Genomic DNA, 25,719 nt, shown 5'->3' with positions numbered 1-25,719 from the left:
GTTTTAAAATGCAAGTTTCGAATCGATACTCTTTAAACCGATAAAAAGAGTTGGCCGGTGGTATCCGAAGTTCAGGAATTCCATAGCAACGACCAGGTATTTGTCTCATATGAAAGCCGTTTATACAAACAGAAACGTATAGAGTTAAACATGAAGGTTAGCCGGGCAATGATAAAAATCCGGTTATTTCCATTTGAGGAGACAGGTCTTTTGTTCATCTATTGTTGATTGTGTAGGTCGAATAAGCAGAATCAAAAATAGAAATTTATTTAATAAAAATAATAGCCGGGAGAATTAGACCTTTGTGAAGCTGACTATTTTTTCTCCTTTTTAGCTTTTTTCATCGATATTTTGGTGGAAGATGGAAACCATGTATTGGTACAATTCGGGATGTTTCTGGTGAAACTCGTGCGGACTGTTGAAGAAGTACTCGCTAACCACGGCCAGAAATTCTGCATTGTTGGTTAGTGCGTAGGGGTTGATATCCGATCTTCCCCTTTCAATTTTGAGCATTTCTTCTTTGATAGCTTGAAGCCAGGGCAAAACGTAAGCATTGTCAAGCAGAAATTCAGGTACTCCGTCAACAGCACCGTCAATTTTGTCAATCAAATGAACAAATTCGTGAACTCCCACATTGTTTTTGTTTTTTGTGCCGTCAAATCCGGCCAGTAAGTCGGGTTTCGAAAGGATGACCGTTTTATTCATGAAACGATTTCCCACCATACCGGTAATGTTTTCATGGACGCCGGTATAACGGGCAGTCTGGAACTTTTCGTCAAAAGAGTTGGGGTAAATTAATACCTCTTCTACATCGGGATATTCGAAATAGGGGAAGGCAAAAGTTGGGATAATGGCGCTGGCCGCTACCAAAAGACGTGTCGAATCATCAAGTGATGTATCAATCCCTTCGATTCTTTTCTCGGAAAGGAAAAACAGAATCCGTTCATTGAATAACTGACGCTCTTCAATCTTCAGGTTTCGGTAGAACAGGGAATGCTGCTCAAGAAACTGTACCCATTCGTTGGAGAATGGTTGATGAAGCAATTTCAACCGCTGGTAATATTTTCGGTTATAATGCCAATGGGCGAGGCCAATGCCCAGAACAATCACCAGTGCGAGAATGATTGGCCGGTCTGATTTAACCGTCAGGACAATTGCGGTATATCCCGCCAAAATAATAATACTTAAGACCGCTGAAGTGATTTGACTACGTTTGATTTTGCGGCGATAATAGTTCTCCAGTTCTGTCATATATTATTCAAATGATTTTGATACAGATATTTGTTTACTGCTTGTAATTACTGGCTCAATCTGCCTGTGCAACGACGGACAATTTACTATTTATGCAGGTAATACCTGATATGGCCCGGTAGGATAAATGCGACCAGCCAGCCAATGGCCTCCATCAGCAGTTGATCGGTTAACGGCAGCCAGGATGCCACATAAGCCAGTATGGCGAAGATGATACCTCCGACGAGGAGAAAAGGATAATGCAGGATACCGCCGCTAATCACAATGGCGAAAGCAATGACGACCATGAATATGGGATGTTGCAGCTCGAAGTTGATTTGGTGCAGTACATTAAACTGAATGAGGTTGATGAGCACCAGGCCAACAAACAGGGAAGCCCAGACATACCGCAGGTAGATTTCCTCTTTTGCCACAGGCCTGGTTTGACGCAGGAGATAAAAGACGGTAATAATAAGTGCTACAGCTCCCAGGACGATTCCCAGGTTTCCGAGTAAGGACTGTACATGCGAAGAGAGAAGAATTTTCTTAAAAATATAATTGGTCAAATAGCTGTAAAACATCACCCATCCCCAAAGGATGAGTAGCGCTCCGGGCCTGAAAACAAAGTGTTGGATGTGATGTGACAATCCGGAAAAGACTTCAAATGGTTGCTCTTCGTCAGGTTGTTTTGATTCCATGTCTGTTCAGTTGGTTGCTTATCAGACAACTAATTTAGCTATTTTCCTAAAAAAGAAAAGAGTATCCGGTCATTACGATTAGCCCAACAAAGAGAAAGCCTCTCCCGGTTTGTTAATACCGGGAAAGGCTATTTATCTTTTCGATTCCTGTTTGGTGTGGTACCCGTTTTACCTAACCAGTACCATACGCGCAATCAGGAATTTCGTTTTTGCGAATAAACGCGTGGCCGTTTGGGCCGACTGCTTCTTCCTTCGTTGTTGTTATTCCGATTGGCTTGCCGCTGGCCCTGAAAAGACCTTTGCGGTTTCGACTGATGCAATACAGGGGCTTCCATTCCATCACTTAGATAAGGATGTTCAGCTACCACCGGAATATTCTGAGCAATTAGCTTTTGAATATCACGCAGATAAGCCTTTTCCTCGGTATCGCAAAACGACATGGCGGTACCGCTGGCGCTGGCCCGTCCTGTCCGGCCAATGCGGTGAACGTAGGTCTCGGGAATGTTGGGCAGGTCATAGTTGATGACATGCGACAATTCTTCCACGTCGATGCCGCGTGCGGCGATGTCGGTTGCCACCAGAACGCCCATCCGGCCGCTTTTGAAGCTTCCGAGTGCACGCTGACGCTGACCTTGTGATTTATTGCCGTGAATCGCTCCGGCATCGATACCGGCTTTTCCCAGTATCCTGACAATTTTATCCGCTCCGTGCTTGGTGCGGGTAAAAACGAGTGCCGAATTCACCGACTCATTCTTGAGCAGGTGTACCAGCAATTTCGGTTTGCCCTGTTTGCTGACAAAGTATACCGACTGTTCTACCTTTTCGGCAGTCGTTTGTTTCGGCTGAATGGTTACCTTCTGTGGATTGCCCAACAGTTTGTTCGACAACTTGACGATATCCGGCGGCATAGTAGCCGAGAAGAACAGTGACTGCCGTTTGGACGGTAATTGGGCAATAATCTTTTTAATGTCATGAATGAAGCCCATGTCAAGCATTTGATCGGCTTCGTCCAGCACTGAGTACTCAATATCTTTTAAGGAAATATATCCCTGGTTCATCAGGTCGAGTAAACGACCCGGCGTGGCGACCAAAATGTCGACACCTCGTTTTAACGTCTGAACTTGCGGGCCTTGTTTTACGCCTCCAAAAATGACGGTGTTCCTGATGCCGGTATATCGACCGTACGTCGAAAAACTGTCTGCAATCTGAATGGCCAGTTCTCTTGTGGGTGTTACAATGAGCGCCTTGATTTTGCGCTGACCATTATGTTGTTTCCCTTTTTGATATAGATGTTGTAGGATGGGGATGGCGAAAGCGGCTGTTTTGCCGGTGCCAGTCTGTGCACAACCGAGCAGGTCTCTTCCTTTCAATAAAATGGGGATGGATTGTTCCTGAATCGGGGTGGGTTTTGAATATCCCTCAGCAGCAAGTGCTTTCAGGATAGGTTCGATAATCTCTAATTCTTTAAATGTCATATATTATATGTAGATCAAGGCGGCTAAGGTAGTGTAATTAATTGGATTTACTGTTATGAGTAGATTAAGGGAGAATTCAGAAGAAGGGGAAGGCGGGAGTTCTTGTATTTGTTGAAATGGCGATAGTGAAGCAAACTCATCCTCCACACCACCGGCTGGGGCGCGGAGGGTGAGCTGAATGATTATATTCCGATTGGCTGCACCACTTTGCGCAGTTCCGCAATATCAAAGATTTGGTATTCTACGTTCTCCGGATTGTTAAATGCTGAACGATTGTAATTCCAGCTGGAAATGTTTTGATTGATGGCTTTCAGGAAACTGTTATAGGAAATTTCCTGTTTGAGATTTTCCAGCGTCGCATAGCCGTTCAGGTAACGGTTGTAGGTATCGAGAGACAAATATCCGAGGTATTTATTCAGATTGTGTATCTCGCCGTTGGCTTCGTAGATTTCGTTCAGATTGATGTCACCTACCATGGTGGTTTCAAGAAGCTCAAAATCTGTTTTATCTTCCGATGTATAGAATCCCAGATACATATGGCCGGGAATGAGAACAAGAAAGGGCTTGATGTCGATCTTCATTAACACAGAAGCAAGAAAAACACTGCCATCGACACAGTTGGCCTGCGAATTCTGATAAACTTCGTCGAATGAACGGACATATTGTGAAAACACTTTTTGAGACGGATTGCTGGTGGCAGTAATCGAGCTGTATTTTACATTCCGGAGTTGAAGTGCATTCCAAATGGCAAACACCTGGTTCATCACTTCTTCTTTGCTTACCTGGTATCCGGTAAACGCATCAACCATATGGCGATAAAGGACTTCTTCCAGAAAGTTGTCGATACTTGGATTATTTTCATTCACATAAGCCGCAAACATCCAGCCCAAGTCGACATAGTTGCCCGAATCGTCGATAAAACCATACACACATTCATTCACCGAGCGGTAGTTTAACCGAAGGTTTTTATTGTCTGTTTCTTCTCCGTTAATGTAGCAGGCAAATGACAGGTCAACGGTACCGGGTTGTTTCAGGCTTTTCAGGTTCTCGTAGTTCCAGTTGATCATGGGGAAGAAAGCTTTTTCTTTTTCCGCCGTGTCGAGATGCGCATGAAAGGCAGATTCATTGTTAATCAGCGACGGTGAAAGATTGACTTTTACTTCGGTGTGCTCAGTCGGGTTAACCATGCTGTACTTGAAAAGCTCAAAACTTTCTGCGTTGCGTGCCGAGTAATTTGCTAATCCAAGTATCAACGACGGATAGACCGAACTCTCAAAGGCTTCGTCGTAGGCTACCTGAAAGTTGACCTGGTTGGAATAGATGGTCTGGTCAATGGGCAAATTGTCTTTCTCGCAACTATTAAGAAAGAGGAGGCCGAGCAGCAAAAGATAAAGCGGTGATTTGAAGATTAATTTTTTTTTCATCGGAAACTTGTAGATTAATTGATTAATAGAATTTATAGCAATCGTTTATTGCTGTAATATTGCTATTTGAATAGTTGTCATCGAGTCAGTTCGTTTTGGCAATTTCAGTTAATGCTCATTTATATCTATCCGGAAGAATTAAACTTTCACCAGACAGAATTCTCCTGCATGTTCCGAAACCGTTATGGTGCTTATTTTAATCTCTCGTTTGGTTAATTGGTCGGCGAAAGTAAATTCTACTTTTCATAATGCAAAATTCCGGTAAGAAATTGCTGCTCAAATGACGGTATGTCACCCGTTGCCTTTTTCCGTTCATCCCGGATTTTTGCACGTTCACCACACAAAATGATACGTTCACCATCAAATCGGGCTAAAAACGAAAGTTATCAACAGCTCAGAAATTAGAATGAATCTAATCTTAAAGAGGAAGGGAAGGAATGTAAAAACGCCGGGACAAATCGACCCGGCGTTTTTCTATATCGTAAGATGTTAATCTTTCTGCTATCCGGATTGCTCTCTCTGTTCAGCCTTTGTAAACCTGTCGCAGAAACTCAGGTACTGATACCGGATGTTTTCCGGTTACCCGGAAGATGATATCCGAAGTCTGCTCAAATTCGCCTTGTGCGATTCCTTGTGCGAAACCGGCAAAAAGTGCGATAAATTGGGCTGGGACACCTGCTTTGGTCAGTGTATTGTTGTACTCTTCCAGTGAAGGTGATACGTACTGAATGGATTTTCCTGTGATTCCTGATAGTTCTTCAGCCACTTCTGCAAATGAATATGCCTTTTCGGCAGTAACATCATAGGATTTGTTTTCATGTCCTTTTGATGTGAGAATTTCAGCAGCCAGGTTAGCCATGTCTTTTCGCGAGACAAAGCCTGTTTTCCCGTTACCTGCCGGAAGGTAAATGACTCCGGTTTCCATAACTTTTTCGCCAAGATACATGGGGAGCATGTCCAGATAAAGGTTCTGCTTTAAGATGGTGTACGTGATTCCGGATGACTTCAGCCAGGCTTCCGTTTTGATGTGTGCTTCGGCTACCATGGCAATTGGTGAAGTTTCGGTTTCGTTTATCCGTTCAAAGCTGGTATAAACCACATGCCCAACACCCGCTTCCACGGCTGCTTTCACCACGTTTTCATGTTGAGGTAGCCGATGGGGAATATCACTTCCGGAAACGAAATAGAGTTTACTGATTCCCTGGAAAGCTTTCACCAGTGATTCGTAATCGCCGTAATCGGCTTTACGCAGTTCAACACCTCTGCCGGCGATATCGACAGCTTCTTCCTTTTCGGGATTTCGAACCATTGCAGCAATATTCGAAGCTTCTGTTCTCGATAGTAGGCTTTTAACTACTTTTTGTCCCAGTTGGCCGGTTGCACCGGTAATTAAAATATTTGCCATCTCAGTGTGTTTTAATATTAGTATATAAAATATCTTTACTTACTTTTGGTAAGTCAAAGTTATTGGGGAATTATTAGGAATGCAATACGGTACGCGCGGGTTCGGTACTTACCCGGAAGTAACTAAAGGTGAATGTCAGGAGAATAGGATGAAAGAAAATTCAGAAGTTTTTTCGATGAGTGAAAGTTGCCCCATCCGGAATGTGCTGGATCGGTTTGGTGATAAGTGGTCAATACTGGTTTTACTGGTACTGAGTGATGAAGAGAAGATGCGTTTTAACGAACTGCATAAAGCAATTGGCGATATATCGCAAAAGATGCTGACCGTGACGTTGCGGACACTGGAAGCAGACGGTCTGGTTTCGCGAGAAGTGTTTCCCGAGATTCCCCCGCGGGTGGAATACCGTTTAACGTTGTTGGGGAAGAGTCTGATGCCACACATTCATGGTTTGGTGAAATGGGCAAAAGATAATCAGGAGGTTATTGTATCGAAAAGAAAGCAATATGCATAAACCGGAGGCAAGCAATAAAGCTCACCTCCGGATATATCTTATGCTAATGCGTCGTACATGACTTCGATGGGATGGATGGCTTTCCGGCCGGTTCCGTCTTTGATGTGGTGACGACAACTGGTTCCGGGCGCGGCAATGGTGGTTTCGCCCGCCGATTTCCGGACTTCCGGAAAGAGCACCATTTCGCCAATCTGCATCGACAGCTCGTAGTGTTCCTTTTCGTAACCGAATGAACCGGCCATCCCGCAACACCCCGATTTGATTTCGCTCACCTGGTAATTGGGTGGCAACGAAAGCATCTGTTTAGTCGGCGTCGTAGAGGCTACCGCTTTCTGCTGGCAGTGTCCGTGCAGTTTAATTTCGCGTTGTGCGGTGGTAAACTGCTCCGCCGAGATGTTACCTTTTTCCATTTCCCGCACAAAGAATTCTTCGAACAGCAGGGCATTTTCGCCTAACGATACGGCAGCTTCGCGTAGGGGTTCATCTACCAGTTCGGGGTATTCGTCCCGGAAGGTAAGAATGGTCGACGGCTCGATGCCAATCATTGGTGTTTCCACCGAAATCTTATCCTTCAGCATGCGCACATTGTCGTTGGCTATTTTCTTCGACTCGCGCATAAATCCTTTTGATAAAAAGGTACGGCCGCTTTCGCGATGCTTCGGTATTTCGACCGAATATCCCAACTTCGTCAGCAACAGAATGGCCTTGATACCGATATCAGATTCCTGGTAGTTGGTAAATTCATCGGCGAAGAGGTATACTTTGCCTTTCAAACCCTCTGGTTGCCGGTTTTTATTGGCCCAGCCTTTCAACGTTTTACTGGTGAAGGCTGGCATCGAGCGTTTGGGGTGAAAACCGATAAGCCGTTTGGTGAGGCCCATGTTCATGTTCCAGTTGGCCAGTGGTGAAACCGCTGAAGCCAAACCGCTCATGCGGGGCAACCAGGCAATCAGTTTCGAGCGAAGCGGTGCTCCGTGCTCGTCATAATAATATTGCAGGAACTCGGCTTTGAATTTCGCCATGTCGATGTTCGACGGACATTCTGCCTTACACGCCTTACACGAGATACACAAATCGAGCACCTGGTATATCTCCGGATGGTCGAGCGGCTTATCGTTTTCGGAATGGTGCAGGAATTCGCGCAGAATGTTGGCTCGTCCGCGTGTCGATTTGTCTTCATCGCGGGTAGCCATGAACGTTGGGCACATGGTTCCACCCACTACTTCCGATTTCCGGCAATCGCCGGAGCCGTTGCATTTTTCTACAGCCCGCAGGAATCCTTTCGTCGACGAGAAGTCGCTAACGGTTTCTATTTCGGGATAATGGTTGTTGAGGTTGTACCGGAGATTTTGCGTAATCGGCGGCACATCGGTGATTTTGCCCGGGTTGAGGATATTCCACGGGTCCCAGGTTTTCTTTAGCTCCTTGAACAGCCCGTATATTTCGTCACCGAACATAAACGGAATGAACGAACCGCGCAGGCGGCCATCTCCGTGTTCTCCCGAAAGGGAACCGCGGTATTTTTTCACAAGGCCAGCTACATCCTGCGCCAATGTAGAATACAGCTCCTGATCTTTTTTGTCTTTCAGATTGAGTAACGGGCGAAGATGGATTTCCCCGGTAGCAATATGAGCGTAAAAAACACATTGTAAGCCGTGACCGTCGAGCACCTGCTGAAATTCGGCCATGTACTCCGGTAATTTATCCGGACTTACCGCCGTGTCTTCAATCACCGTAGTACTTTTCCGGTCGCCCGGAATATTGGAAAGCAATCCAAGGCCAGCGGTACGTAGGTTCCAAACCCGCTGAATTTGCTCGTCGCCAAAGATGAGCGGGAAGTGATAACCGTAGCCGGCCTCTTCCATATCTTTCACCAGCGCCTCGTGGATGGCTTCAATTTCCTCTTTTGTTTCCCGCGCAAATTCTATCACGAGCACGGCTTTCGGCTCCCCTTGCAGGAAGAACCGGTTTTTACGTTGCTCGATATTCTCTTTGGTACACTCAATAATAATGTCGTCCATCATTTCGATGGCCCCAGGCTTGTGTTGCAGCGCTACAATATTTCCCCGGAATGCATCTTCCAGTGAAGAAAAGTGCGCCGCTATCACGCCTTTTACTTTCGGCGGAAGCGGAATCAGGTTCAGCTTGATGGAGGTCGAGAAAGCAAGGGTTCCCTCAGAACCGGCCAGCAATTTGGCTATATTAAATGGTACGCCGTTTCCAACGAACGGGTCAGTATCCATCAGAATGTCGATGGCGTAACCCATGTTCCGGCGGGTCACACTCTTTTCAGGGTAAACCTCCTCAATTTTCCGGCGGGTATCCTCGTTCTCCAGCATTTCTTTTAGCTGGAGATAGATTTTCGTTTCCAGCTTTTCGGGATCGGCGTTGCATTTTGCCTCAAATTCCTTTTTAGATAAAGGGCCAAAAGTAACTTCGGAGCCATCGGCCAGGAAAGCTTCTACTTCCAGAATATGATCACGAACACTTCCGTAGATGAGCGAATGGAGGCCGCAGGAGTTATTTCCCAGCATGCCGCCAATACGACAACGGTTTGCTGTTGACGTTTCCGGTCCGAATTGCAATCCGTAGGGTTTCAGGTAAAGGTTCAACTCCGCCAGGTTAACGCCCGGCTCCACACGCACCCATTTTTCTTCCTGGTTAAATTCCAGGATGCGGTCCATGTGTTTCGAGATATCCATCACGATGCCGCTTCCCACTACCTGTCCGGCCAATGAAGTTCCGGCAGCACGGGGAATGACGGAGAGCTGATTTTCGCGGGCATGTTTCAGAATGCGGATGATATCGGATTTATTCTTTGGAATCGTCACGGCCATGGGCTTCTCCCGATAGGATGATGCATCGGTTGAATAGATGATGCGATGTACCTGATCGGTAAATAGTTCGCCTTCCAGTTCCTTGGCCAGTGATTCAAATAGTTCGGTACTTGACATGTTTCAATGATTTGGTGAAGCTAAGATACAAAAGATCAGTTATGCAACATCCAAATTATTTATACTCATTAAATGCTTTGAAAATTAGGGAATAGAGCACTGTTTTGGTAGTTTTGTTTTCATCCTAAAGTTGTCATACAACCTACCAAAGCGTCGTGGATCGGGTAGGGATGTGAAATCTTTATTCAAGTCATAGCGGTGTAATTAACTAGCATAAGTGAAAAAGTTATGGGCCGTTTGTAAAACATGACGAATGAAACCTTTTGTCTGAAAAAATCGAAGTAGCTTGAATAAAGAGAATACATCAGAGGGCAAAGCGAACATTCATTTGAATAAGTTATCATTCGTTAACGAAAACATGACTTTGTTACATTTTCAGGACAGGCTATTTTCTGTAATTTTGCAGTAATTTTTGAAGGTTGAAGTCAAAAGTTTTAAAAGACATATAGTAATGGAATTATTGAATCAGATTAAAGAGCAGGCCCGGAAACTGAACCGGACGATTGTCCTGCCGGAAGGAGAGGAGATTAGAACGTTAAAAGCCACGGACATTATCCTGAAAGAAGGAATTGCGAAAATCGTGTTATTGGGCGATCCGGGTAAGATTGCGGACGAGGCAAAAAAATGTGGTGCCAACATCGAAGGAGCAGAAATGATCAATCCGAAGACCAGCGGAAAGCGTGATGCCTACGCCGACTTGATGGTGGAAATCCGGAAGAAGAAGGGGCTGACCAAGGAAGAGGCGCTGGAAATGCTGAACGATCCGTTGACCTACGGACCAATGATGATCAAGGCTGGCGATGCTGATGGCGAGATTGCCGGAGCGATTAATGCCACTGGCGATGTGTTGCGTCCGGCTTTCCAATTTGTGAAAACCATGCCAGGTGTTAGTGTGGTATCAGGAGCATTCATGATGTTTCTGAAGGATAAATCATTTGGACATGATGGCGTATTGGTATTTGCTGATTGCGCGGTAATGCCCGATCCGGACGCTCAGCAGTTGGCTGAAATTGCGGTAACCACAGCCAAAACCGCCAAAGCAATTGTTGGAATGGAGCCCAAAGTTGCCATGCTTTCCTTCTCGACAAAGGGTAGTGCCAAACACGATTTGGTCGACAAAGTTGCCCAGGCAACCAAGCTGGCGCAATCCATGGCCCCCGAATTAAAAATCGACGGAGAAATGCAGCTGGATGCGGCCCTGGTAAAAGAGGTTGGGGAATTGAAAGCTCCGGGAAGCGAAGTGGCTGGTCAGGCGAATGTGTTAGTATTCCCGGGACTGGAAGCCGGTAATATTGGTTACAAGCTGGTGCAGCGTTTGGCTGGCGCCGAAGCGGTGGGACCGGTATTGCAGGGAATGGCAGCTCCCATCAATGATTTGTCGCGTGGATGTTCGGTCAGTGACATTGTGAACATGGTCGCCATTACTGCCAACCAGGCACAATAAAAGAATACAATTGGTTTTTCCCGAAAGGAAAATACGAACAGAGATATTTCATATTTGATTTCGATATAAAAATGGCAGAGATTCAGGTAGAGCCCATTGAACTCTATGGACTCAGTAAAAAGCAGCAGATTAAAACGCTGTTTTCGAAAATTGGAATTGTTGGATGCGGTAGTGTAGGACAGAATATTGCCAGGATTGCCAGTGTTTACGGCATCGAAGTGGTATTCATCGAGCTTTCGCAGGAGAAAATTCAGGAAGCTTACGATCAGATGAGCAGAGTGCTCGATCAGCGAATCGAAAGCTGGGGAATGACCCAGAGTGAGAAAAAAGCGATTCTGGCTCGTATTAAGGGAAGTCTGGATTACAATGATTTGGCTGATTGTGATTTTGTGATTGAAGCAATTCGTTCGCAGGCTCATGAAGAGCGGAAAATCAATGAGCGGAAAGAGGTTTTTCACCGCATTGAAGAAGTGGTGAGTCCTGAGTGCATCATTGGGACCAACTCTACAACCATCATCATTACGGAACTTTCTTCCGAATTAAAACACCGGGAACGTTGTGTGAGTTTGCATTTCTTCGTGCAGTCGCCTGAAGCTCGCGTTTGCGAAGTTGTCAGAGGCTTGTACACCTCTGAAGATGTTTACGAAAAGGTGAAGAAGTTTGTAGTGATGGTCAACCGGCTGGTTATACCTGTTGAAGAAGCTGCCGGATTGATTTCCATTCGTCTGTTTTCATCTTTGTTGAACGAAGCTTGTGAGGTTTTGATGGAAGGAGTAGGCGAACTTCCCGACATTGATAAAGTGATGAAAATCGGTTTTGGAATGCGGTTCGGTCCGTTCGAACTAGCCGATATTTTGGGATTGGACAAGATGGTTCGCTGGATGGATAATTTATACAGCGAATTTGGCAAGACCAAATATAAACCGTCTCCCATTTTGAAGCGACTGGTTCGTGCCAAGCGTATGGGCCAGGAGGTCGGCGCAGGATTTTATACCTACGACGAAAATGGAAGAATGATAGATAATGCGCATTTCAAAACATTCAATGTTTAATTCGCTGCGGCGATATTTTACCGACAGTTTGAAAGACCATTCATTCTGTTCGGACAGAAAGGAAATAATCAAATGAAAATATTAGTTCTAAACTGCGGAAGTTCGTCCATCAAATATCAGCTCTTCAACATGGCTGATCAGCTTGTGCTGGCCAAAGGTGTTGTGGAAAAGATTGGAATGCAGGGCTCTTTCCTGAAACATGAAAAGGAGTCCGGTGACAAGGTCAAGTTCGAAGGTGAAATTCTCGACCATAAAATTGGTATTGAATATGTACTGGGCGTATTGACCAGTCAAAAGCATGGCTGTATAACAGGACTCGAAGAAATTGAAGCAGTCGGTCACCGGGTAGTTCATGGTGGTGAGGCTTTCAAAGGAAGTGTCTTCATTAATGATGAAGTGATTCAGGAAATGGAGAATTGTGTTGAGCTGGCCCCGTTGCACAATCCGCCGAACCTGAAAGGAATTTATGCAATGCAGGCGCTTTTGCCCGATGTTCCCCAGGTGGGGGTGTTCGATACAGCGTTTCACCAGACCATGCCGCAACATGCTTACATGTATGGAATTCCTTACGCATTGTATACTAAATATGGTATTCGTCGTTACGGTTTCCACGGAACCAGTCACCGGTATGTTGCGCGCAGAGCTGCTGAAATTTTGGGACTCGATCAGGAAAATTCAAAGATTATCAGCTGCCACTTAGGTAACGGAGCTTCGGTATGTGCCGTGAAAAATGGCGAATCGGTTGATACCTCCATGGGATTCACACCGGTTGAAGGCCTCATTATGGGAACCCGAAGCGGAGATATTGATTTAGGTGCGGTAACCTTTATCATGGATAAGGAAAAAATCGGCACCAAGTCGGCATCAACGTTGTTCAATAAACATGCCGGAATGCTCGGAATCAGTGGTGTTTCATCCGATGCCCGTGATATTGAAATTGCTGCATTGGAGAATGGTAACGAGCGCGCTCAGCTCGCCATGAAAATGTACGATTATCGTATCCGGAAATACATTGGCTCGTATGCTGCGGCTATGGGTGGAGTTGATGCGCTGGTATTTACCGGCGGAATTGGCGAAAATGCCGACATTACCCGTGCAGGCGTTTGCGAAGATCTGGAATTTCTGGGAATTGAGCTCGATGAGGACCTGAATAATGGTCTTCGTGGCAAAGAACAATTAATTAGCAAAGAAGGCTCGAAAGTAAAAGTGGTTGTCGTCCCAACCAACGAAGAACTGATGATTGCGATTGACACTGAAACCATCGTTAAGAATCAATAATTGAACGAAATATAAAAGCGTCGGTTGTGAAAATTCCGGCGCTTTTTTCAAACCAAAAATCAAACCAAAATGAACATCCTTGTCCTGAACTGTGGAAGTTCGTCTATCAAATATCAGCTGCTCTCTATTCATGGTAATGCGGATTTGTTAGCAAAGGGTATTGTCGATCGAATCGGGATCGAAGGAAGCTGTTTGTTGCATAAGGTTCCTAACCAGGAAGATTACCTGGTGAAGACCGAAATCAAAAATCACAAAACAGGTATTGGGCTTATCCTGAAGATGCTTACCGAACAGGAGGTAGGTGTTTTGAATCAGCTGGAAGATATCGAAGCGGTAGGGCATCGTGTAGCGCATGGCGGCGAAACATTTACCGAGGCGCGCATCATCGATGAAGATGTAAAGAAGGGCATTAGCGACTGTTTCGAACTGGCACCGCTGCATAATCCGGCCAACTACGATGGGATTAAGGCAATGGAAGAGCTTCTTCCCGGCGTACCGCAAGTAGCAGTTTTCGATACGGCTTTCCATCAGACCATGACACCGGAGGTTTATCTCTATTCGTTGCCGTATGATTATTACGAGCGTTTGCGGGTTCGTCGCTACGGTTTTCATGGAACCAGCCACAAATATGTTGCTGAGAAAGCCTGTAAGTTCCTGAAAAGGGATATCAAAAAACAGAAAATTATTACCTGTCATTTAGGGAACGGTGCTTCCATCACGGCTATCGATGGCGGGAAATCGATTGATACTTCGATGGGATTCACGCCCAACGAGGGGTTGATGATGGGAACGCGTAGTGGTTCTATCGATCCGGGGGCGTTGTTATATATTGGCTGCCGCGAAGGTATGGATAGTAACGAACTCAACGACATGCTGAACAAGGAAAGTGGCGTGAAAGGTATTTCGCAACTTTCATCCGACATGCGCGATTTGGCTACGGCTGCACGAGAGGGAAATGAGCGGGCCCGTTTGGCGTTGCAGATGTACGCTCACCGGGTGAAGCAGTACATCGGGGCTTATGCTGCTGAATTGAACGGGCTGGATATACTCGTATTTACCGGAGGAATTGGTGAAAACAATGATTATGTCCGGGATTTAGTCTGCAAAAATCTTCAGTATTTAGGAATCATCTTCGATGACGAGAAGAATGTGGGCTTGCATGGTCAGGATGAAATCATTTCGCTCCCGGGTTCTCATGTAACGGTGATGACAGTTTCCACTAATGAGGAGTTGGTTATTGCACGTGAAACGTACAACTTGACCAATGTAGAATAATTCTAAATTAAAGACGTTGCCTTTCGGAATTTTCAACGAAAGTTTTGAATTGTAAAGCCCCGCCATGGCATAAGATGAATTTTCTTATCCGGACGGGGCTTTTCTATCATCCTGAAAGTAATAGTTTAAGAGCATGTTATATCATGCCAAATCCTAACATTTCATAGGTTTTGGGAATATTTCATTTCGTAATTTCAACATGTGTAAACGGATGGATAAGTTCCACAGTCATTTTGTGCAGTTGATTGTTATGGTGAATAGAGAAGAATGACACAGACTATCGCCGTTTCGAAGCGAAATCGTTAAATGAATTTTGATAAAACAGATTATCCTATGGGAATTAATCGACTGGAAGATCTTTTTGAGGCGGTAAAAGGCCGTCCACGGCGCAAATTAATAGCCGCTTATGCCAACGACGAACATACCATTGTAGCCATCAGCAAGGCTATCGATCTGGGATTGATTGAAGGAATTCTGGTGGGAGATGAGGAAGTCATCGGTGGTGTTTGCCGTCATGAAAATATTGATCCGGCCAAATTTACCATTGTCCATCAGCCCAATGAGCAGTTGGCTGCGACCGAATCGGTCACCATGATCAACAATGGCGAAGGTGACATTATCATGAAAGGTTTGGTTAGCACCGATAAATTCATGCGGGCCATTCTCAATAAGGAAAACGGTTTGTTACCTCCTGGAGCTGTACTGAGCCACGTAACCGCGATGGAAATTCCTAATCATCATAAACTTCTCATTGCCAGTGATGTGGCGATTATTCCCGAGCCGGATTTGAAGCAAAAGGTACAGATGATTAACTATATGGTACAAACGGCTGTAGCATTGGGAATCGAGAATCCGAAAGTGGCAGCTATTGCGCCGACTGAGTTGGTATTACCCGGCTTGCAATCCTGCACGGAAGCAGCGCTTCTGTCGAAAATGAATGAACGCGGCCAGATTAAAGGTTGTGTAGTTGACGGTCCGCTGGCTCTGGATGCGGCTGTTGATGAAGAGGCAGCACAAATAAAAGGCATCAAAAGTCCGGTTGCCGGAAAAGCCGATTGTCTTCTGTTCCCCGACTTGAATTCGGGTAATGTATTCTATAAAACCAATACCAAACTGGCTGGCGCCGAATCAGCAGCATCACTGGTAGGAGCTAAAGTTCCTGCGGTTCTCGCTTCGCGGGGTGATTCCATCGAAACCAAGTTATATTCAATCGCATTGGCAGCAATGCTGGTTAAGTAAATAATTCATCTTATGAGAGATATACATATATTGGTTATCAATCCCGGTTCAACCTCTACCAAAATTGCCGTGTATGAGGATGTCCGGTGTATTTTCCTGAAAACGCTACGGCACTCAAAAGAGGAGCTGGATCAGTATAAAACGGTTACCGAACAGTACGAATTCCGGAAAAATGCCATTCTGGAAGAACTGAAAGCCGATCGCATTGATTTGAATAGCATGTCAGCGATTATTGGTCGGGGAGGCTTGACCCATCCTTTGGAATCAGGCGTTTATGAAATCAATGAGCGGATGGTGGAGCACTGCAAAATAGGCATTAGCGGTATGCACGCCTCCAATCTGGGTTCGATGATCGCTTACGAGCTGGCACAGGAAATTCCCAATTCGTTGGCTCTAACAGCCGACCCGGTTGTAACCGATGAAATGAATGATATTGCCCGTGTGAGCGGACATCCCAACTTCGAGCGTCGTTCGATTTTCCATGCCTTAAACCAGAAAGCAGTTGCCCGCCAACACGCTGCCAAATTAGGACGACTTTACAGCGACATGAACCTGATTGTTGTTCATTTGGGTGGCGGTGTTTCCATTGGGGCGCACAACAACGGCCGGGTGGTTGATGCCAATAATGCGCTCGATGGCGAAGGACCATTTTCTCCGGAAAGAAGTGGCACGTTGCCTGCCGGTCAGCTGGTGGACATGTGTTTCAGTAATAAGTACTCGAAAGAGGAAATTAAAACGATGATTAGCGGTGAAGGCGGCTTTGTGGCTTACCTGGGAACCAATGACGCCCGCGATGTGGAAATGGCGGTGAACGAAGGTGATGAGCGGGCCATTTTCTATCATAATGCCCTTGCATATCAGGTCGCTAAATCCATTGGCGAAATGGCTACAGTATTGAAAGGCCGCGTCGACGGTATCCTGATTACCGGCGGTATGGCATATGATAAAACCCTGATGTCGTTGATTCGTGAGCGGGTCGATTTCATCAGCCAGGTATACATTTATCCTGGACAGGATGAAATGAAAGCACTTGCTATGAATGCGCTGAATGTTGTAAGAGGAGAAGCAAAAGTGAGGGTTTATAGCCGATAAGTTAAGGAATACCTGCTATACATTAAAAAAAGGTTGTCGCTTCGTTAATACGTGACAACCTTTTTTATATTTACATGGTTTCATATTATTTTAGAACCAAACGATATTTCTGCCAACATGGATACCTATCATCTGATTATAGTCATCTGTCTTATTGTTATTACTTCATTTATTTTTAATGTATTAAGTAATAAGACCAATATACCCAGTGTATTAATGTTGATTACGTTGGGTATGGTTGTAAAATATTTTTTCGACCTGTCCGGATTTCAGCAGGCATTTATGCCAACACTGGAGCTGCTGGGGGTAGTAGGTCTCATCATGATTGTACTGGAGGCAGCACTCGATTTGAAGCTTTCACCGGAGCGCTGGCCGGTTATCTGGAAATCGACGCTGGTAGCATTTCTGACACTAAATATTACCACTTTCGGCTTTGCCGGAATGATGATGTTCGTTGTTCAGGGACTTGAATTTACGGTCGCATTATTATACTCGCTTCCACTGGCCATCATCAGTTCGGCCATCGTTATTCCCAGCGTACACAAGATGACGCGTACACGAAGAGAATTCATGATCTACGAAAGTACACTTTCCGATATTTTCGGGATTATGGCTTTTTATATTTTGTTGGAAAATACCAATGCAAATGGTTTTTGGGAAATAGTTGGGAATGTTAGCTTGAATCTGAGTTTAACGGTGTTGATCTCCTTTATCGGAAGTTTTATTCTCCTTTATATTTTTCAAAAGCTAGTGGTGATCAAAACAAAATTTTTCCTGTTTCTTTCACTGTTAATCCTTTTGTATGCCGAAGGAAAAATCTTCCATCTTTCTTCCCTGCTTATCATCCTGGTTTTTGGTTTGGTATTGCGTAATCAGTTTTTGTTTATTCGCGGAAAATTATCCAAATATTTCGATCATCAGGCCATAGGCGTTCTGTTCGATAGTTTTAAAATGATAACGGAAGAAACGTCCTTTCTGGTAAGATCCTTCTTCTTCGTGGTATTCGGTATGGCCATATCCATCGGCGATGTGTTGAACTGGCAGGTATTGTTGCTCAGTTTCGCCTTTTTGGTAATTCTGTACCTCATACGTTTTGTCATTTTTCGAACCGTGGTCGGCAAAGATATTTTTCCTGAAGTTTTCATCGCTCCCCGCGGATTGATATCCATTCTTCTTTTCTTCGATATCCCGGAAGAATTCAAAGTACATGAAATTGAAAGTGGGATTCTGGGAATTGCCATTCTGGTCACCAGCCTGGTGATGGGTTGGGCCCTGGCACAATGGCGTAATCGTATGCAAGTTGGTACCGAAGAATAAATCCCTTTATTGAAGATAATTTGCTGTTTCGTTGGCGATTAGCATCTCTTTTTCTAAATTGGATGCAGAAAAGAACGAGATATTGCAGTTATGAGGTGTTTTTTCTTGGCCCAATTCTTTGAGTCAAGGTATTTATACACACATAAATTAAGGATTGAAAAGCTATATCCGAACAGAGTAGATTCTTCATGCTTGAGTTTATTCTGTTGGGAGAGAGAGAACTCGCAGATGAAAGCGGATTTGTAAGTCCAGTTCACATTTCGTTCTATTCAAGGGGATTACAGGTAGAAGCAAGAAAGATTAGTATCTCAGGCAAGTAAAAAGCGTTTGTTCCGGGATTTTATGAGCTGTAGACAGAGGCAATAAAACAGATATTTTTCAGGTTATTATACTAAATAAGTATTATATCGTATGAGGAGACTATTCTTGCTTTACCTGGCAATTGCTGTATTTTCGCTGACAAGCTGCCATCATCATCGGGAACCGGATGTAAAAGTTACCGGCCAATTAAAACAATGGCACACTGTTACCCTGATGATAACAGGACCGTTGGTCGCTGAATTCTCAGCCGACAATCCGTTTCTTGATTACCGGCTGGAAGCCACTTTCACCAATGGAAACAAAACGTATGTAGTACCCGGATTCTTTGCAGCCGACGGGAACGCAGCCGAATCAGGCGCCGTGTATGGAAACAAATGGGAAGTTCGGTTTTGCCCCGATAAAACCGGTACCTGGAACTACAAGGTTTCGTTTGTGAAAGGCCGAAATGTAGCCATTGCCGACAACGCGGACGTGAAAGGTGAGGCGGTCAATCCCAATGGATTCGAAGGTAGTTTCGAAATAGCACCGTCGGATAAGAAAGGACGTGACTTCAGGGCACAGGGAAGGCTTGAATACACAGGCGGCCATTATTTGAAATTTGCCGGTTCTGGCAAATATTTCTTAAAAGCTGGTGCTGACAGTCCGGAGAATTTTCTGGCGTATGCCGGATTTGACGATACCTACAAACCAGGAGCATTGCAAAACCGTGAAGGCGAAGCAGCCTCCGGTCCAAAGCTTCATGAATACGAACCGCACATCAAAGATTGGCATGAAGGCGATCCTGTGTGGCACGGCGATAAAGGCAAAGGAATTATTGGTGCATTGAATTATCTTGCCTCGCAGGGAATGAATTCGGTTTATTTTCTGACGATGAATGTGCAGGGCGATGGCGACGATGTTTGGCCCTGGTCGCGCAGAAATGAACGCTACCGCTTCGATTGCTCCAAACTCGATCAGTGGGAAATTGTGTTCGACCACATGGATTCGCTGGGAATTATGCAGCATGTGGTTACGCAGGAAACCGAGAATGAAACCTTGCTTGATAACGGAAACACCGATGCGCAGCGAAAGCTTTACTACCGTGAATTGGTTGCCCGCTTTGGTCATCATCCGGCATTGGTTTGGAACTTAGGCGAAGAGAACGGACCTGCAGACTGGACACCCAACGGACAAAACGATGCGCAACGTAAATCGATGGCATCGTATCTCGCCAAAATCGATCCGTATCATCATCCAATCGTTATTCATACACATTCCGATAATGCAAATCGCGATAAGGTTCTTATTCCCATGCTTGGATTTAAATCCCTGGATGGTGTTTCATTGCAGATGGGCAATCCTTACGATGTACATCAGGTAACGAAAAAGTGGTGGCAGAATTCCGATACCACACAACATAGATGGGTAGTTACTCTGGACGAAATTGGTCCGGCATGGAAAGGTGCCTTACCCGATAAAAATGATGCGCAGCACGATACTATTCGTCACCAGTGCTTGTGGGGTAGCTTGATGGCTGGTGGAGCAGGAGTGGAGTGGTACTTCGGATATAAGTTCCCGAATAACGATTTGAACTGCGAAAATTGGCGCTCACGTGAGAATCTGTGGAAGCAGACTAAAATTGCTACGGATTTCTTCCAACAATATGTGCCATTCCAAAACATGCAACCCGCCGATAACCTGATTATCACCAACGACAGAGAGCAATCCTATTGTCTGGCAGATCCGGGAAAAACATATGTCATATACCTGGCCGAAGGAACAACCTGGTCGCGATTTAAAGTGAGCAAAGCAGGAGAAATCTACAATATCTCCTGGTTCAATCCCCGCACCGGTGGTGCCTTACAAAAGGGAACAATGGAAACAACCACAGGAGACGGGTGGATCGATTTCGGACGTGCTCCTTCCGACAAGGATAAAGATTGGGTGGTTTTGCTTCGAAGAAAAAGTTGATTTTACAACGAAGCCCAGATACGAGCCAATGAATGGCCCGGGGCTTTGATATCCAAATCGAGGAAGTAGCCGAAAGGCGTTTGCGCTGTTTGGTATTCAGCATTCTGCAGGCGTTTTTCGGCTGCGTCGAAAATGGCCTTGGTAAATCCGGGCGAAGCTTTCGATTCGGACAGGTGGGCAAATGAGTGCAGGACGATATACTGCGTGTCATTCTTCCGGGCTGTCCATTTCAAATGGTTTACCAGTTTTTTTTCCCTGCTGGCTATGCTTTTCTCTTCATCATCTTCCTCCATCTGGATAAACGCAACAATGCAGTTTTCGTGGGCTGCCCCTTTTTCAATGGTTTCCACTTCATCTAAATTCTTAATGGCAGGCTCATAAGCGAACCGGTCGGCATAAATAACCAAAACTTTCATATGAATATAGTTTGTTCTTTTTGCTGTCAGTGAAAAACGCTCACTGACAAGTACGATTTGGATGATAAAATTAACGATTCTGTGAAACAAACCGGCCGTGCTCCCAAAAAGCTACCGTTTTGATTAATGAAGTTTCTTATATTTACTTTGTAAATACTTCCCCTTTTATGAACAGGCATGTGATTTTCATTTTGTTGGCTTTTGGATTGTCACTTTTCCCGGAGGTCATGACTGCGCAAATTTCTTATGGAGGTCAGCCCGCTTCCTTTTCTTTAAAAGAAAAAGCGGCTGTCGTGATTCCGATTGTCCGGATGGAGCATGTATCCAACAGGCAGTTGATGAAAGCGGAACCGCAAAGTGGCTTGAGACTGAAGCCCTACAAGTTTGCTCACACCTTCAAAGTCGATATTACTCCGCAGAATTCGGGGACATGGACGGTGGCTGCTGATGGAACCAAAATTTGGAGGGTGAAGATTCTGTCACAAGGAGCTTATTCCCTGAATGTCATTTTCGACCGGTTTAAGCTGCCCGACCATGCGAAACTTTTTATTTACAGTCCTAATCATAAAAAAGTATTGGGCGCCTTTACTGCCAACAACGAATCCGGCTATGGGACGTTGGCTGTTCGTCCTTTGGCGGGCGATGAGATGGTGGTTGAATATGACGAACCGGCGGACGCTGAATTTTCAGGCCAACTGCGTATTACGAAGGTCAATCATGATTACAAAAATGCATTTGGAGACCGGCCCCTTGGTCAAGCAGGTTTGTGCAACGTAGATGTTTATTGCACCGATGGGCAGGATTTGGCATTGCAAAAACAATCGGAAGTACGGTTGATTATAGCCGGAAGTGAGCTCTGCTCAGGAACCATGGTGAACAATACCTCTCAGGATGGAACCCCTTATTTAATAACCGCTGGCCATTGTATTACTTCAGCAACCGATGCGGAGCAAACTGTTTACTATTTCAATTACGAAAGTCCGGATTGTGGGCAGAACCTGGGAAGTATTGACGGGTACGTCGATCAAACTGTTTCCGGCTCCATTCTGAAGGCTCGTTCCGATTCACTCGATTTTGCTTTGGTCGAAATGCAAAACATGCCTCCAGCCAATTACCGACCTTATTTTTCCGGATGGAATAACAGCGCTTCCATTCCTGCATCAACTTTTGCGATTCATCATCCCAACGGAGATGTGAAGAAGTTATCGCGTGATAATGATTCGCCGGGAGTGGGATCCTTTTCATCCAAGTATATTTCCAATGCATTTTGGGTCATTCATCGCTGGGACGTTGGAACCACCGAAGCAGGTTCTTCCGGAAGCGGTTTGATTGTTAATTCCAGTCACCAGTTGATTGGAACACTAACTGGTGGAGCAGCAACTTGCGCGGACCCCGTGAACGATTACTTCGCCATGCTGAATAAGCAATGGAGTTACTACAGCGCATCGAATATGCAATTGGCCATTTGGCTGGATCCTTCTGGTAGTGGAAGCACTTCTGTCAATGGCTTGGATCCGTATGCAACAAATCCTAATCCCTGCGAACTGTTTTCGAATGTTCAGTACGGTGAAAAGTATGTAAAACAGAAACTGGCCGATAATTCAGGTTATATAACCGGAAAAAACTCGTTGAAAATTAGCGCTTACGCTGAAAAGTTTAATCAGTCGTCGCAGGCTGAATTGCAGGCCGTGGCCATCGCGTTCAGTCAAACGGTGACGAGTCCGATATCCGCAGGAAAGTCTTTTAACCTGAATGTTTACGATGCAGACCCAAACACTGGTTTGCCTAACAATGTGATAGCTACCCAATCGGTTTCGATAAGTAGTTTGCAGGATTCCTCGATGAATTACATTCCATTGACGAATCCGATAACCACCACCGGTACGTTTTACGTTGGTTACGATCTCGATTACAATAATACGCAAGACAGTATTGCTGTTTTCAATGCTCCGGCCCGCGACGCTGCTACCTATCCGGTGAATACTGCTTATGGCAAAATTGACGGAGCTTGGCTTCCGTTTGACCAGATTGCTGACATCGGCATCAAAACGTCGTTGCTCATCAAAGCTCATGCCTGCAACGTTTTACCAACGGATGTTGTGGATACCAATTATCATGATAAGCAGTTCGAGGTTTATTATCCTACTGGTGGTTTGAACAACTATGTGTATTTGCAAAATAACGGAGCGGAAGGAAATGCGGAGATATCTATTCTGGATGTAATGGGAAGGACCTTACACCAGGAGCAACGCTACCTGACAAATGAACCAGTAAAAGTCTCCATTGGAAATCACAATTCCGGAATTTATTTCATTGCGGTAAAAACCGATAAGGTTAGAGAAGTGATGAAAGTCCGGTTAAGAACCGGACGATGATTTTTCGATAACGAAAGTTAGGCTTATCTTTGAGAAAATTTTCATTGGATGCTTCGTAAACTCTTATTTCTGGCCTTATTCATTCCATTTTTTCTGTTTGGATGCAAGTCAAAAAATCACGGTTCACCGGAAGGGAAAACTACATCTGTGTCAACTTCAGTGAAATACGCACAGGGATTTACCATCGAAGATTTTAAAACGTATAAAAAGCTGACGGTGCTCAACCCATGGCAGAAGTCGTCCGGTATCTCGTACAGTTACTATCTGGTACCACGAAATCAAAAGGTGCCGTCCTCGCTGAAAGGGAAGAACATCGTGCGGACTCCTGTTCGACGGGTCGTTTGTCTCTCTACTACACAACTTGGATTTCTCGAAGCACTGAACGAAACTTCTTCGTTGGTAGGAATTCCTGACATCAATCTGGTTTCCGATTCATCGATTATTCAACGATATCACGATAAGAAATTATCAGAAGTAGGATACGCACAAGGCTTGAATTATGAATTGTTACTGAGCCTGAAGCCGGATTTGGTGTTAACCTACGGTGTTGATGGCGAGGTAAGCGCGCAATTAAATAAACTGAAGGATCTGGGAGTTCCGGTGATGTTGGTGGGAGAATATCTCGAAAGTACTTCAATGGCCAAATGTGAATGGATAAAGTTCGTTGGTGCGATCTATGGCAAGCAAATGGCAGCGAAGAAGTGGTTCAGCCGGATTGATAGCAGCTACCAGCAAATTAAGGAGGAAGTGGCAGATGTGGATTACCGTCCCAAAGTATTAGCCGGTTTACCCTGGAAGGACAACTGGTGGATGGCGGGAGGAGAATCCAACCTGGCCAACCTGATTCGGGATGCCGGCGGTGAATACCTTTGGCATGAGAATACTTCCCGCGATGCTTTTGTGGTGTCTATCGAAGATGTTTTCATGAAAGCAAAATCAGCTGATTTCTGGATTAACAGCGGTACGGCCGCATCAATCAAAGATTTGCTATCTGTCGATGGGCGCTTTTCATCTTTGCCGCCGGTAAAAAAGCATAAGGTTTATAATAATAATGCCCGGATGAGTGACGGAGGAGGTAATGATTATTGGGAAAAAGGGGTTGTCCGGCCTGATTTGATATTGAAAGATTTGGTCACCATCTTTCATCCCGATAAAGTGACCGACGGAAAATTGTATTTTTACCGGCAATTAAACTAACAGATGGATCATACGAGCCCAACAAAAACAAAACGAAGTCTTCGTCCGGAAGGAAGCCTTTTTCTTTTGGCTGTTTTGGTTGTTATATTCTTCATTCTCGATCTGTTTATTGGCTCCTATCATATTTCGCTCAGTAATATTTTAAAAGCGCTTTTTGCTCCCGGTCAGGTCGATTCGCAATTAGTGACCATCGTTCGTCAATTCCGTTTGCCTAAAGCATTAACAGCTTTGTTGGCCGGAGCTGCATTGTCAGTTGCCGGACTGCAAATGCAAACCGTTTTCCGGAACCCATTGGCCGGACCGTATGTGTTGGGCATTAGTTCCGGGGCAAGTTTGGGTGTGGCATTGCTGGTGTTAGGCGCGGGAAATTTATTTGCTGCCGGGGCATTCAGCGTAATGGGCGCCTGGTCGGTTGCAGGAGCAGCCTGGATTGGAGCGGCTATCATTCTTTTATTGATTCTTGCTGTTTCGGCTCGCGTAAAAGACATCATGACCATTTTGATTTTAGGCATACTCTTTTCCAGTGCTACGTCAGCCATTGTGAACATCATGCAGTATTTCAGTAACGAATCGATGCTGAAATCCTTCGTAGTCTGGACCATGGGAAGTCTGGGAAGTGTGACCAATGCACAACTTCATGTGCTCTTGCCCGGTGTGCTGTTGGGACTGTTTTTGGCGATTATTTCCGCCAAGTTACTCGATGCCTTTTTGCTGGGCGAAGATTATGCGCGAAGCATGGGAATGAATGTGCAACTGGCCCGCGTGTTGATTTTTATTTCGACTTGTATTTTGGCCGGAAGCATTACTGCTTTCTGTGGTCCCATTGGTTTTATCGGCATAGCCGTTCCACACATCGTTCGGATGGCCTTGAGAACGGCGCGTCACCAACGCCTGATTCCGGGTTCTATTCTACTTGGTTCAGCTACTATGCTTTTCAGCGATATCATCTCACAACTTCCCGGTTCAGAATCAACTTTGCCGATTAATTCCGTTACAGCGTTGCTGGGAATTCCGGTGGTTGTTTGGATTATTTTGCGGAAGAAAACAGTAGGAGCGTTGAGTTGAC

General features: G+C 45.1%; 19 protein-coding genes. 12 read left to right on the top strand and 7 right to left on the bottom strand.

What is annotated here, in order from left to right; all coding sequences use genetic code 11:
• Positions 1–330: 330 nt before the first annotated feature.
• The 5 genes from T426_RS0109835 to T426_RS0109815 form a co-directional block, all read right to left on the bottom strand.
• Positions 331–1,251, bottom strand: coding sequence for a M90 family metallopeptidase (locus T426_RS0109835; protein WP_082229532.1), 921 nt, complete (start codon positions 1,249–1,251; stop codon positions 331–333).
• Positions 1,252–1,337: 86 nt separating this feature from the next.
• On the bottom strand, positions 1,338–1,928 hold the full coding sequence (locus T426_RS0109830; RefSeq protein WP_025865225.1) for a hypothetical protein: 591 nt from the start codon (positions 1,926–1,928) through the stop codon (positions 1,338–1,340).
• A 194-nt stretch (positions 1,929–2,122) separates the two neighbouring features.
• On the bottom strand, positions 2,123–3,403 hold the full coding sequence (locus T426_RS0109825; RefSeq protein WP_027585614.1) for a DEAD/DEAH box helicase: 1,281 nt from the start codon (positions 3,401–3,403) through the stop codon (positions 2,123–2,125).
• Between the two features lie 182 nt (positions 3,404–3,585).
• Entirely contained in the window at positions 3,586–4,827 is a 1,242-nt protein-coding gene (locus T426_RS25070) for a hypothetical protein (protein WP_025865226.1), read from the bottom strand.
• A gap of 523 nt (positions 4,828–5,350) precedes the next feature.
• Complete coding sequence (locus tag T426_RS0109815; RefSeq protein ID WP_025865227.1) at positions 5,351–6,232, bottom strand: SDR family oxidoreductase; 882 nt, start codon at positions 6,230–6,232, stop codon at positions 5,351–5,353.
• A gap of 175 nt (positions 6,233–6,407) precedes the next feature.
• Between T426_RS0109815 and T426_RS0109810 the strand changes: the two genes are divergently transcribed.
• Positions 6,408–6,743, top strand: a complete 336-nt coding sequence (locus T426_RS0109810; protein WP_199898652.1) for a winged helix-turn-helix transcriptional regulator — start codon at positions 6,408–6,410, stop codon at positions 6,741–6,743.
• A gap of 38 nt (positions 6,744–6,781) precedes the next feature.
• Here T426_RS0109810 and T426_RS0109805 read toward each other — a convergent pair whose 3' ends face one another.
• Entirely contained in the window at positions 6,782–9,697 is a 2,916-nt protein-coding gene (locus tag T426_RS0109805) for an FAD-binding and (Fe-S)-binding domain-containing protein (protein ID WP_027585613.1), read from the bottom strand.
• A 451-nt stretch (positions 9,698–10,148) separates the two neighbouring features.
• On the opposite strand from T426_RS0109805, the gene pta reads away from it, so the two are divergent.
• The 8 genes from pta to T426_RS0109760 all read left to right on the top strand — a co-directional run bounded on the left by pta (position 10,149) and on the right by T426_RS0109760 (position 20,665).
• The gene (pta, locus tag T426_RS0109800) at positions 10,149–11,141 is read left to right on the top strand and encodes a phosphate acetyltransferase (RefSeq protein WP_025865229.1); all 993 of its coding nucleotides are present in this window, start codon (positions 10,149–10,151) and stop codon (positions 11,139–11,141) included.
• 71 nt (positions 11,142–11,212) lie between these two features.
• On the top strand, positions 11,213–12,193 hold the full coding sequence (locus T426_RS0109795; RefSeq protein WP_025865230.1) for a 3-hydroxyacyl-CoA dehydrogenase family protein: 981 nt from the start codon (positions 11,213–11,215) through the stop codon (positions 12,191–12,193).
• 72 nt (positions 12,194–12,265) lie between these two features.
• Positions 12,266–13,471 (top strand): acetate/propionate family kinase, encoded by a 1,206-nt coding sequence (locus tag T426_RS0109785; protein ID WP_025865231.1) that lies wholly within the window; start codon positions 12,266–12,268, stop codon positions 13,469–13,471.
• Positions 13,472–13,540: 69 nt separating this feature from the next.
• Positions 13,541–14,746: an acetate/propionate family kinase gene (locus T426_RS0109780; protein WP_025865232.1), complete on the top strand. Its 1,206-nt coding sequence runs from the start codon at positions 13,541–13,543 to the stop codon at positions 14,744–14,746.
• Positions 14,747–15,079: 333 nt separating this feature from the next.
• Positions 15,080–15,985 (top strand): phosphate acyltransferase, encoded by a 906-nt coding sequence (locus T426_RS0109775; protein WP_027585612.1) that lies wholly within the window; start codon positions 15,080–15,082, stop codon positions 15,983–15,985.
• 12 nt (positions 15,986–15,997) lie between these two features.
• Positions 15,998–17,077, top strand: a complete 1,080-nt coding sequence (gene buk / locus T426_RS0109770) for a butyrate kinase (protein ID WP_025865233.1) — start codon at positions 15,998–16,000, stop codon at positions 17,075–17,077.
• Between the two features lie 117 nt (positions 17,078–17,194).
• The gene (locus T426_RS23310; RefSeq protein ID WP_036985406.1) at positions 17,195–18,394 is read left to right on the top strand and encodes a cation:proton antiporter domain-containing protein; all 1,200 of its coding nucleotides are present in this window, start codon (positions 17,195–17,197) and stop codon (positions 18,392–18,394) included.
• Between the two features lie 411 nt (positions 18,395–18,805).
• Entirely contained in the window at positions 18,806–20,665 is a 1,860-nt protein-coding gene (locus T426_RS0109760) for a DUF5060 domain-containing protein (RefSeq protein ID WP_025865234.1), read from the top strand.
• Positions 20,666–20,667: 2 nt separating this feature from the next.
• Here the strand turns inward: T426_RS0109760 and T426_RS0109755 are convergent, their stop codons facing one another.
• A complete protein-coding gene (locus T426_RS0109755; RefSeq protein ID WP_025865235.1) occupies positions 20,668–21,081 on the bottom strand; it encodes a threonyl-tRNA synthetase editing domain-containing protein in 414 nt (137 codons plus the stop codon).
• Between the two features lie 167 nt (positions 21,082–21,248).
• Here T426_RS0109755 and T426_RS0109750 point away from each other — a divergent pair, with 167 nt between their 5' ends.
• From T426_RS0109750 to T426_RS0109740, 3 genes are read left to right on the top strand one after another with little or no spacing between them, the layout of a single operon-like run.
• Positions 21,249–23,456 (top strand): trypsin-like peptidase domain-containing protein, encoded by a 2,208-nt coding sequence (locus T426_RS0109750; RefSeq protein ID WP_153637621.1) that lies wholly within the window; start codon positions 21,249–21,251, stop codon positions 23,454–23,456.
• 48 nt (positions 23,457–23,504) lie between these two features.
• Complete coding sequence (locus T426_RS23305) at positions 23,505–24,653, top strand: ABC transporter substrate-binding protein (RefSeq protein ID WP_025865238.1); 1,149 nt, start codon at positions 23,505–23,507, stop codon at positions 24,651–24,653.
• 3 nt (positions 24,654–24,656) lie between these two features.
• Positions 24,657–25,718, top strand: coding sequence for an iron ABC transporter permease (locus tag T426_RS0109740; RefSeq protein WP_051568969.1), 1,062 nt, complete (start codon positions 24,657–24,659; stop codon positions 25,716–25,718).
• Position 25,719: the final 1 nt, after the last annotated feature.

The sequence above is a fragment of the Prolixibacter bellariivorans ATCC BAA-1284 genome, assembly GCF_000621705.1.
GTDB lineage: Bacteria > Bacteroidota > Bacteroidia > Bacteroidales > Prolixibacteraceae > Prolixibacter > Prolixibacter bellariivorans.
This window is presented reverse-complemented; position numbering and strand designations above follow the sequence as displayed.